The organism is Polymorphobacter fuscus (assembly GCF_011927825.1).
GTDB lineage: Bacteria > Pseudomonadota > Alphaproteobacteria > Sphingomonadales > Sphingomonadaceae > Sandarakinorhabdus > Sandarakinorhabdus fusca.
The window spans coordinates 2,775,636-2,786,013 of sequence record NZ_JAATJI010000001.1 but is presented as its reverse complement, the minus strand read 5'-3'; the positions used below and the strand labels follow the sequence as shown (position 1 = coordinate 2,786,013).

Sequence of the window (10,378 nt, the reverse complement as noted above, 5' to 3'; positions counted from 1 at the left end):
TCGAATTTGATCCCGGTTCGCATGATCCTGAATCGCACGGCCAGGCGACGCTGGGAATCCTAAAACGGACTCATCCGTCAGGCGATATCCACTAGTTGCGGATTTCGGGCCGCAGCTTGTAGCGGCTGCCTTCCAGCCCGGTGAACATCTGCTGGACGGCCGGGTGCTGCACCGGCTCGCCATCGGCCTCCAGGATCAGGTTCTGCTGGCTGACATAGGCGACATAGGCCGATTCGTCGTTTTCGGCGAGCAGGTGATAAAAGGGCTGGTCCTTGCGCGGCCGCACCTGTTCGGGGATCGATTCCCACCATTCGTCGGAATTGTTGAATTCCGGATCGACGTCGAAAATGACACCGCGGAACGGAAACAGCCGATGCCGCACGACGTCGCCGATGGTGAACGTCGCTAGGGCGGCTTCGTCGGCTGCGCCGGGGTTGAAGGCTGCGCCAGGGTTGAATTTCGTGTCAGTCATGCGCCGGACCCTTTCATTCCGCCAGAGCATCATGCTCTCCCTACAACATATAGGGAGGCTTCGGGTTTCGTGAAGTGCGATGCGGCAAGAAGGCTTGGCAAGCCGTGCCGGCCTCGTCTATAGCCCGGCGCTTCGACCGACCGCGCCAGCGCGTTCGAACCTCGCGGAGAGGTGCCAGAGTGGTCGATCGGGACGGTCTCGAAAACCGTTGTGGGTGCAAGCTCACCGTGGGTTCGAATCCCACCCTCTCCGCCACGTTTCGAAAATATCGCCGTCAACCGCCTAAAACGTTCTGAACGCGCCGCTTTTTACCGTCGAGTGCTACAAAACGGTGCTCCAAAATGCGGTCAATGGCGTACGTTCGAAGGTCGGGTAACGATAGCTTCGAAGTCCGGATCGTCGTGCCCGACGACTGTCGGAAAACGGTTGGCAAAACCAATCTGACACGGCGCCCTGGGCAAACGTCCAGATCGGAAGCAAATCGCATTGCTGCCCCATCCCTAGCGAACTTCGGTCTCTGATTGATCTCGCAAGTGCGGTGGATCGCTCGACCCCGATCTTGCCGACTGGCTCGGCGCTGGCCCACCCCCGATCGTTTTCACACTGGGCAGTCTTGCCGGCGCGGCACCGGGCGAATTCCCGGCGGTTTCGCTGGCTGCGGCGCGGACCTTGGGACGCTGGGCGGTGCTGCCGGCCGGTGGCCGCCGCTGCGACAGCCCGACATCGTCACGCACGCGCACATAGATCATCGTGCTATTCCCGCGCGCGGTGGCGATCGTCCACCACGGCGGCATCGGCACGGTGGCCGGGGCCCTTTCCGCGGCAAGCCACAGCTGATCGGGCCACATCTGGGCGACCAGGCGACAATGCCGCGTGTGTCCCCTGCTTCGGTGTCGGCCGAGCGCTGCAACTGCGACACTGCAACCACGTCCGCGCTGCTGGCGCGATCGATGCCGGGATCGCAGCCGCCGTGGTGCGCTGGTGTTGGAAGGGCTGGCCCAGAACTGGACCGCCAACGTTGGCCCGTTTTCCGAATAGAGTCCGGCTACACCTTCCCTGTTCAGCCATTCAACAGACCGGCTGGTCCCCCGTCCTGCGAAACACAGTCTGGCAGTCCAGCGACGCTGCATAAATACAATACTGACGAAGCGCGAACATTTGGTTCGGGTGCGGGAGGCGCCTCCCGGCCGCCTCGACTTGATCGCCACCGAAGTCGACGTTCGCCGCAATTGAAGCGGCGACACACCAGACGTTAATCGAGAGATGCTATTCAATGCCTCTTGGAGAAGCGCACTGTGGACTATGTAACGCGCGTTAAAGAGCTGGCCGCCGAGGCGGTGACGTCTTCCATTTTCCAGCGCGCCCTCGACGCATTGCCGGATGGTGTTCTTTTGGTAAATGCCGAACGCAGGATGGTCTACGCCAACACGGCATTCACGCGGCTGTGGCAGATGCCCGACGATATTCTCGCGTCGAAAGACGATGCGCGGGCGTTGCAATATGTCACAGACCAGCTCGTCGATCCCGAACAATTCCGTCTCGAGGTCGAGCGTCTGCACGCGACGACGGAAACATCCGAGGATGAGATCCTGTTCAAGGACGGGCGGATCATTTCGCGTCGCAGCCTGCCGTTCGAGGAAGGTGTCGACCTGGCCGCGCGGATCTGGATTTTCACCGACATAACCGAAGCCCGAAGCGCCTCCGTCGATCATCTGACCGGATTGCCCAATCGCCTGGCATTTTCCCGCGCGTTCCCGCACTTTGTCACGGCACCGGCCGATGGACTGACGCGCTCGATCGCCATGCTCGATGTCGACAATTTCAAGCGGTACAATGACCTTTACGGCCATGCTTGCGGCGACGACGTCCTGGACGAGATCGGCACGATTTTTCAGGCGCACGGCCAGGAGACCGGGGATCTCGCCTTTCGCATCGGGGGGGAGGAGTTTCTGATGGCTACGCGCACGCGCAACAGCAGCGAAGCCAGGATCCTGTTCGAAAAACTGCGCAAGAGCATCTGCGCGCTGAACATCGTGCACGAGGGCAATCGGCCCCATCAATGCGTGACGGTTTCCATCGGCTTCGCATCCTTCCAGGGCGCGGCGGAACCCCAGGCGATATTCGAAACCGTCGACAAGGCCCTGTACCTCGCAAAGGACAGCGGGCGAAATCGAATAGTCGAAGCGACGGTCTGAACGTTAGCGGCTGAAAACCGTGCCCGGGAATCGCTGCGCAACGAATATGCGCGTGGTGGGACCTCGCGTTTCCGTTCCATTCGCCGACACCGTCGACACAAGGCGTGTGTCAGCGTCACCCAGGAGCGTTTCAACCTGCAATGGGGATGGACGCACATGAGGCCACGGTTTCAAGGCCAGGTCCGGCGCGTCTGAAAGCAAGGCCAAGGGCGTTGCCGAAGCCCGGACCGGCGCGCAAGCCTCAAAAATCGACCGTCAGGAACATCGTCAGCTGGCGCGGCGCGTTGACCTGGTAGCTGCCGCTGCCGACGAGCGCCCAGTCATAGGCATTGGTCAGGTTGAGCAGCTGGACCCGCAACAGTGCCGGGTTAGCGCCGAGGTCGAAGCGCCAGCGGACGCCCGCATCGAGGATGGTGCGCGCGGGCAGTTCGACAAGGTTGCGCGTATCGGCCGCCCGCGGGCCGCGATGGGTGGCGTTCAGCGTCAAGGCAAAGCCGTCGATACCGGCGACCGCATATTGCGCGGCCAGCGTCAGCAGCCGCGACGGCTGGCCGATGGGACGCGGGCCGACCCGGCCAAGCGCGACCGCCGGGCCGGAGACCCGCGGTTGCATCAGCACGGCGCCGGCGACGATGGTGAGGCGAGGCGCAATCGGGCCGGCGGCCGAAAGCTCCATGCCGCGGTGGCGGACATTGCCGAGTTCGCGAAAGACATTGGCTTCGTCGGCGGCGAAATAGGGCTTTCGCACATCGAACAACCCGGCGAGGATATTGATGCCGCGCGGCGCCTTCCAGCGCAGGCCGGCATCGACCTGCGAGGTAAGGATGGCCGGCAGGGCTTCGGTGCGGTTGGCTGCGCTGTCGGGGGCAAGGCCGGTTTCCTCCAGCCCGCGGGTGAAGCTGCTGTAAAAGGCCAGTCGATCGGTCAGATCGGCGGAGGCGGTGATGTTGGGCAGCCAGGCTTCGTCATCGGTACGGGCCAGGGGCGTGCCCGGACGGTCGACGCGCTTGCGATACCAGGTCCGTTGCAGGCCGAGGCTAAGCCCGCCGACCCCCTGCCAGCGGCCATCATAGGCGATGCCGGCGATCGCCTGGCGAACGCGCTCGCTGGTCTGCGGGCCGAAGACGAACTCCGGACGCGGGCTGGTCAGGACAGCTTCGACCGATCCGCGTTCGTAAAGGACACTGGCACCGCCGCCATAGCGGCTGGCGCGATCGCGGCCGCGCAGGGCGGCGTGCAGCGTATGGCGGCGGGGACCATCGGCGAACGTGCGGCTGATCCGCACCTCGCCGCTGGTGCCACCCAGGGTCTGCTGCGGATCGGCGGTGATGCGGCGGATGGCCGTGCCGTCCGGCTGCATCTGCGTGAAATTCTGGGCGTAGTTGGTCGCACTGTCGGAAGTCGAACGGAACAGTCCGGCAGCAACCTGCCATTCGGGTGTCAGCCGCGCCTTGGTCAGGATGCCGTAATGCTGAACGGTGTTGCGCTGGTCCGCCCATTCCGGGCCGGGGAAAAACCGACGCCGGACCGCGGGCGGCAGGAACGCGCCCGCCGGCGTGTAGAGCGGCGCGGCCTCGCGGTTGTAGAGGTCGACACGGCTCCAGAACGGGATGACTTCGACGCCGGGGGCGGGCTTCCAGCGCGCGGCAAGCGCATAGGAGCCGTAGAAGGACTGGTTGCCCGGTGCCAGTTCGTCGACAAACCCGGCGATGCCGGCGACGAGGCTCAGCCGGTCCTTGATGACCGGAAGCTGCGCATCGAGCTCCAGGCGGCCGCCGCCCCAGCTGTTGAGGCCAAGCATCGTGCTGAGCACGAAATCATTGCCGGCCGGGCGGATGCGGTAATCGACAATGCCCGTCGGCGCCGGGAACAGGTAGTTCTGCGCCGTCAGCCCGACGCGCACGACATTGCCTTGCACCAGCCGGTCGGTGAACGCGGCGGGACGATCGATATACAGTCCCTCCAGCCGGATATTGTTGGCGGTGGCGGGCGAGAAGCCGCGCACGTCGGACCCGCTGTACAGGCCGACGCGTTCGTTGCCGATGCTGGTGCCGAAGGCATCCTCGGCATTGGTGGCGGCGTTGTCGGTGACGCGCTGGGCAACGGCCGGGACGGCCAGCGCCGCGCTACATGCTGCCAGCCGGATCGAAGTGCGGCACGCGCGCCAGATCGGCCGCGCCAAAGGGCTTTTCGCTGAAAAGATAGTCATAATAGAACTCGCGCAACCGGGTGTGATAGGCGCGGATGCGCTGTTGATAGGCCAATTGCGCCGCGACATCGGTGCCGGCAAGTGCCGCCATCGCCTGCGCCAGCCCGGCGGGCGGCAACAGCCAGCCGGTGGTGCGCGCCAGTTCGGCGCGGCGGGCTATGCCGGAACGATAGGCATCCGAGGTTTCGGCGACGTGCAGGTCGCCCAAATGCTGAAAGGCGAAATACCATTTCCAGTGGAATGTCGGCGGCAGCGCGCTGCCGGCGGCGTGTTGCGGGTAAAGCGCCAGGAATTGCTGCATCGTCGCTTCGCGCGGCCGGTCCCAGCCGGCATGGACATCCTCGCGGTTTTCCCGCGCCAGCGCCGCACCATCGGGCATGGCGACGGCGGCGTTGATGGCCAGGTTGGCGGCAGCGGGCGCAACGAGCGTCAGCGCGAACCAGATCGCCGCGAGCGATGCGGCGTTGACCGCCGAAGTGCGGCCGCGCCGGGCGACCAGCAACGCCACGGCCGTCCAGAACAGGCAGACGAGCGCGATCAGGCCGGCGAAAGCCAGCGCGCGCTGTGGGTCGGTGCCCGCCACCGCTGCGCCGATGGCGAACGGCAGCAGGAGCGCGACCAGCACGCCGCCGACGCGCACCGCCACGCGCGGCGCCCAGATGCGACGCCGTGCCGACGGCGTTGCCTCCAGTGCATGGAGGCGCCCGGCCTCGCGTTCCCCCGACCACAGGTCGTGCAGCAGCGCGATCAGCACCAAGGGCGCCAGATAGACGACGACAAAGGCCAGGTCGAAACGCCCGGGAAGCGCCAGTTCGGGGTTTGCAGCCTCGTTTTCGTAAATCTGGCCTTCCAGCGCCAGGGCGCGGACGCGGAGCAGCGCCGGCGCTATGTCCCGGCTGCCCAATGCCGCAAACGCCAGGTCGGAGGGGGCATCCCATGTCGGCTGGAAACCATAATAGGCGCCGTAGCCGGCATCGCGGACAAAACCGGCCAGCGCTGCGTCCTCGGTGCGTTGGCCGGCCAGCATCCGGTCGATGGCGGCGGTGTCGCGCGCCACCGTCGCAAGACCCAGGCCGACGCCGGCGGCGGCGCACAGGAACAGCAGCAGCAAGGCGGCCAATGCCGCACGGCTGCGGCCGAGCAGCCAGGCTTCGCGTTTCAAGTCGGTCATTCGGCGGTCCGATCGAGCGTGCGCCGCGCCAGCGCCAGCAGCAGGGCGCTGATGGCCAGCCACAGGCCGAGAAGCCCGAGCGCCGGCAGCATTGCTGTGGCGCGCGTCGCGGGTGCCGGGGCGGCGAGATGGAATTGCGGCATGGTTTTCCAGAAATCGGCGGAAATGCGGGTGCGCTGGTCGGCGAGCGGATCGCGGCTGCGGGCGCCATCATCGGCACTGGACACCTGGTTGGCCTGCAGGGCGTTGAGGCGCTGGATCAGGTCGTAGCGATAGGCTTCGGCGCGGTTCATGAAAGCGAGATGCGTGCCGAGGTCGGTCGCGGCGCCGACCATCGAGGCCTGGCGGACGGCGAGCGCCGGGCTGATGACCCCGAGCGCCTGGAGCCTTGCCGACTGGCCACGCTGGATCGCATCGGCGCGCGCAGCGTAATTGGCGAACAATTCGGACGTCAGGCGTTCGCCTTCGGCAGCGACAAGGCCGCGATAGTTGACCGGCAAATCATCGGTGCTGGTGACGCCGTATCGGTCCAGAATCCGCGCCTTGAAGGCGGCGAAATACTTGTCGTCGGGGTTGTGGCTGTCCCCCAGGCGTCTGAGGTCGGCGGCGATGGCGAACTCCGTATCGACACGGGTCGGCAGCGGGTCGGCAACGCCGGCCCAGCCGGCTGCGGCGCGCGGCACGAGGACGGTGATGATCGCCCAGGCCGCGATCAGCGCGACGAGCGCGCCCTGCGCGGTGCGCGCCAGGGCGGAAACGGCGGTGATGCCGATGACCCAGACCAGCAGATAGGCGGCATAGGCGAGGGCGATCAGGGCCGCGATGCCGCCCTCGCCCGGATGCCGCAGTGCCGACCAGAGCAGGGCGACCAGCGCCGGTGCCATCGCGAGCAGCGCAACGGCGCCAAGCGCCAGCACCTTGCCGGCAAGGATGCCGGCAGCGGTGGCGCCATGGGACCGCAAGGCCCGCAGGCTGCCGCGTTCGCGTTCGCGCGCCACGGCGGCGAAGCCGAGGAACACCAGCAGCAGCGGCGCCAGCGTCTGCAGGACGAACGCCGGCGTCAACTGGCCGAAACGGACGAGGTCGGACGATTCGCGCGCGGCGCCGAATGTCGCGCTGTTCTGCCGATGACCTTCGAGGAACAGCACGGTGCCGGTGAAGGCATCGACCCCGGAATCGAACGCCGCCAGCGGGCCCACCGGCCGCAGGGCATAGGTGCCATAATGGACCATGCGATGCGGGTGGCGGTCGGGCTGGGTCTGGAATTGCGCGTCGGTCGCCGCCTGCGCCGCGGCCCGGGTGGCCGATGCCGATGCGGTCTGCACCGCCGAGGTGACGGCGGCGATCCCGGACAGCAGCAGCAGCGTCGCGACACCGACAAGCGCCAGGCGGGACCGCAGCATGAGGCGCAGTTCGGCGCCGGCGATGGCGCCGGCCATGGCGAACGGCCGGGTCATCGGGCGCTCGCAAAGCCGCTGTGGAGGGCGTTGAGATCGAAGCGCGGTTCGGTCGGCGCGGCCGTCCATTCGCGCGCGATGCGGCCCGCCTGGATGAGGCCGATCCTGTCCGCGGTGTCGGCCGCGCCCAGCAGGTCATGGGTGACCATCAGGATCGCCACATCGCGCTTCGCCAGGGCTTCGAGCAGCCGGTGAAAATCGCTGGCGGCGGCGGGATCGAGCCCCGATGTCGGCTCGTCGAGCAGCAGCAACGGAGTCTCGCGCAGCAGCGCCAGCGCGATCGCCGTCTTTTGCCGCATGCCTTTGGAAAATCGCGTGGTGCGTTCGTCCCATGCCGATGCCGCCAGGCCGACTCCTTCGAAGCCGGCCTCGACATCGGCGCGGCTGCGCGGGCGGCCGGCGATCTTCAGGAAATAGTCGACATTCTCGCGCGCCGTCAGATGGTCGTACAGCGCGACATTTTCCGGAAGATACGCAACCTGTGTCCGCACGGCGTCGGGATCTGCGGACGCGTCGATGCCGGCGACCATCAGGCTGCCGGCCTGTCGCTTGAGGAAGCCCAGAATGGCGAACAGCGTCGTCGATTTGCCGGCGCCGTTGCCCCCCAACAAGGCGTAGATCTCGCCCGGCATGAGCGACAGCGACAGGCCGTCGACAACGCGCTTGTCACCCCGTTCGACAACGAGATCGGCAATGCACAGGGTGGGTTTCGACATCGCCGGGCTTTCTAGAAGGACAGGCGTGCAGCGACCGACGCCGCACGCGGCGTGCCCGGTTGCACCCAGAGCTGGGCAAAGCTGTTGGTGTAATAGGTGGCGTTGAACAGGTTGCTGACGTCGGCAAAGATCTCGACATTTTCCTGGACGCGCCAGGCGGCGAACACCCGCGCCAGCGTATAGGCAGGCAGCATGAAGCTGGTCGCGGTTTCGCCGAGGCGCGCGCCGACATGCTGGACACCGCCGCCCAGCGTCAGGCGCGTGTCGCCCAGCGCGAAGGCCCGCGACAGCTGCACGTTGAGCGCGTGTTTCGGCACATTGAGCAGCGGATCGCCGGCGCGGATGGCGAGGCCGAAGTTCAGATCGGTGACGTCGGCCCGCGCCTCGGCATCGACATAGGCATAGGAAAACCACAGGTCGATAGCGCCCGGCAGCTTGCCGTTCAGATCAAGCTCCACCCCGCGGCTGCGCGCCTTGCCGACGGGCAGCGAAAAGCCCGGGTTGGCGGGGTCGGCCGCAAGCACATTCGATTTCGACAGGGTGAAGACCGAGACCGTGCCTTGCAACCGGTTGTCGAGAACCCCGAACTTGGCGCCGATTTCAGCCGATTTCGATGTTTCGGGATCGAACAGCGCACCGGCGGCCGTCGCGCCCAGATTGGCGCGGAAGCCTTCGCCATAGGCGGCATAGAGCGAAACCGCGTCGGATGCCGCGAACACCAGGCCGGCCTGCGGGCTGAAGCGGTTGTAACTGCGGGCAGCGAAGCTGTTGGCGGCCCGGTTGCGGGTGTCGACCGTGATGTCGTCGAAGCGCCCGCCGATGCGGATCTGCAGCGTGTCGGTCAGGCTGATCTGGTCCTGCACATAGGCGCCGAACGCCCGCTGCCGGTCGAGCCGGTCGGTCTGCGGCGCCGGCACCGGCAACGGATAGCGGCCATAGACCGGGTTGAAGACATCGATGTCGTTGCTGGCCTGCGGCGTGGTCGCGGCACCGATCACCGGCGGCCGGAAACGCAGGAACAGTTGCGAATTGTCGAACCGGTCATAGTCCATCCCGATCAGCACGCGATGTGTCAGGGTGCCGGTGGCGAACCGCCCGGCGACTTCGCCGCGGACGACGAAATGCTCGCCTTCGTACAGCCGCGACCGGCGCTGGCGCGACAGCGAGCGGCCATCGCGAAACAGGCGCTGGCGGCCTGCCACCAGCTCGGCGTCGGTCGAAAAGCCCTGGAGGCGTGTCTCGCGATATTGCGTCCCGACCATGACGCTCCACGTGTCGCTGAAATCATGATGCAATTGCAGCTGATGTCCCGTGGCATCGGCTTCGGTCGGCCCGTCCCCCGGCTCCCCCAGGAAGCGCTCGCGCGGGATCAGGCCCAGCACACCGTCGATGGCGATGGTGCCTCGGTCGAAATCCGATTTTTGCCGGGTCAGTTCGAGGTCATAGGTCAGGCTCGTCTGGCCGCCGAGCTTGACGAGCACCGACGGCAAGAAGCCGAAGCGCTCGCTGCGAACCGTCTCGCGAAAGCTGCCGGCATCTTCGTAAAAGCCGATCAGCCGGACCGCGGCGACGTCACCGAGCGCCAAATTGACGTCGGCGTCCCCGCGCTGCCGGTCGAAGCTGCCGGCGAGCAGGTTGACCCGTCCGCGCGTATCGAAATCCGCACGCTTGGTGACGATGTTGATGGTGCCGCCCGGTTCGCCGCGCCCGAACAACGCCGCGTTGGGCCCCTTCAGCACCTCGATGCGCTCGATGCCCGCCACGTCGCGCGTGCCACCGAAACCGCGGCCGCCGTTGAAGCCGTTGACGAGATAGCCGGACGGCAGGTTTTCATCGCCGGCAAAGCCGCGCACGGCATAGGCATCCCACAGGCCGCCGAGATTGTTCTGCCGCGCCACCGATGCCGACAGGTCCAGCGCATCGGCGAGCCGGGTCAGGTTGTTGTCGTCGATCTGCTGCGGCCCGATTTCGATGATCGCCTGCGGTGTCTCGCGAAGGGTGAAGTCGCCGCGATAGGCCTGACGCTTGCTGGTGACGACAATGGTCTCGTCATCCAGAAGCTCGGCCGCGGCAGGCGCGCCGAGAAGCGCGAACACGGCGACGCTGCTTAGAATCGTGTGTCTCAAAATGCCCATTTCGCCCCGTTTTCGTCGCGACC

General features: G+C 66.4%; 7 protein-coding genes and 1 tRNA gene. 2 read left to right on the top strand and 6 right to left on the bottom strand.

Annotated elements, in window-relative coordinates:
* Nucleotides 1-91: 91 nt before the first annotated feature.
* Nucleotides 92-472: a heat shock protein HspQ gene (gene hspQ / locus GGQ62_RS13215; protein WP_152579207.1), complete on the bottom strand. Its 381-nt coding sequence runs from the start codon at nucleotides 470-472 to the stop codon at nucleotides 92-94.
* Between the two features lie 165 nt (nucleotides 473-637).
* On the opposite strand from hspQ, the gene GGQ62_RS13210 reads away from it, so the two are divergent.
* Both GGQ62_RS13210 and GGQ62_RS13205 read left to right on the top strand, forming a co-directional pair.
* A tRNA-Ser gene (locus GGQ62_RS13210) sits at nucleotides 638-727 on the top strand.
* Nucleotides 728-1,752: 1,025 nt separating this feature from the next.
* Nucleotides 1,753-2,667 carry a sensor domain-containing diguanylate cyclase gene (locus GGQ62_RS13205; RefSeq protein WP_153401523.1) on the top strand — a complete coding sequence of 305 codons (915 nt, stop codon included), beginning with the start codon at nucleotides 1,753-1,755 and terminating at the stop codon, nucleotides 2,665-2,667.
* Nucleotides 2,668-2,908: 241 nt separating this feature from the next.
* Here GGQ62_RS13205 and GGQ62_RS13200 read toward each other — a convergent pair whose 3' ends face one another.
* Genes GGQ62_RS13200 through GGQ62_RS13180 form a run of 5 tightly spaced genes read right to left on the bottom strand, consistent with a single transcriptional unit; the run spans nucleotide 2,909 to nucleotide 10,355 of the window.
* Nucleotides 2,909-4,849 (bottom strand): TonB-dependent receptor domain-containing protein, encoded by a 1,941-nt coding sequence (locus tag GGQ62_RS13200; protein WP_243446331.1) that lies wholly within the window; start codon nucleotides 4,847-4,849, stop codon nucleotides 2,909-2,911.
* Nucleotides 4,794-6,047 carry an ABC transporter permease gene (locus GGQ62_RS13195; protein ID WP_152579205.1) on the bottom strand — a complete coding sequence of 418 codons (1,254 nt, stop codon included), beginning with the start codon at nucleotides 6,045-6,047 and terminating at the stop codon, nucleotides 4,794-4,796. Before GGQ62_RS13195 ends, GGQ62_RS13200 begins: the two co-directional genes overlap by 56 nt.
* A complete protein-coding gene (locus tag GGQ62_RS13190; RefSeq protein WP_243446330.1) occupies nucleotides 6,044-7,504 on the bottom strand; it encodes an ABC transporter permease in 1,461 nt (486 codons plus the stop codon). Before GGQ62_RS13190 ends, GGQ62_RS13195 begins: the two co-directional genes overlap by 4 nt.
* Nucleotides 7,501-8,220, bottom strand: coding sequence for an ABC transporter ATP-binding protein (locus tag GGQ62_RS13185; RefSeq protein ID WP_152579204.1), 720 nt, complete (start codon nucleotides 8,218-8,220; stop codon nucleotides 7,501-7,503). The genes GGQ62_RS13190 and GGQ62_RS13185 overlap by 4 nt, the downstream gene beginning before the upstream one ends.
* 11 nt (nucleotides 8,221-8,231) lie before the next feature.
* Nucleotides 8,232-10,355: a TonB-dependent siderophore receptor gene (locus GGQ62_RS13180; RefSeq protein WP_152579203.1), complete on the bottom strand. Its 2,124-nt coding sequence runs from the start codon at nucleotides 10,353-10,355 to the stop codon at nucleotides 8,232-8,234.
* Between the last annotated feature and the right edge of the window lie 23 nt (nucleotides 10,356-10,378).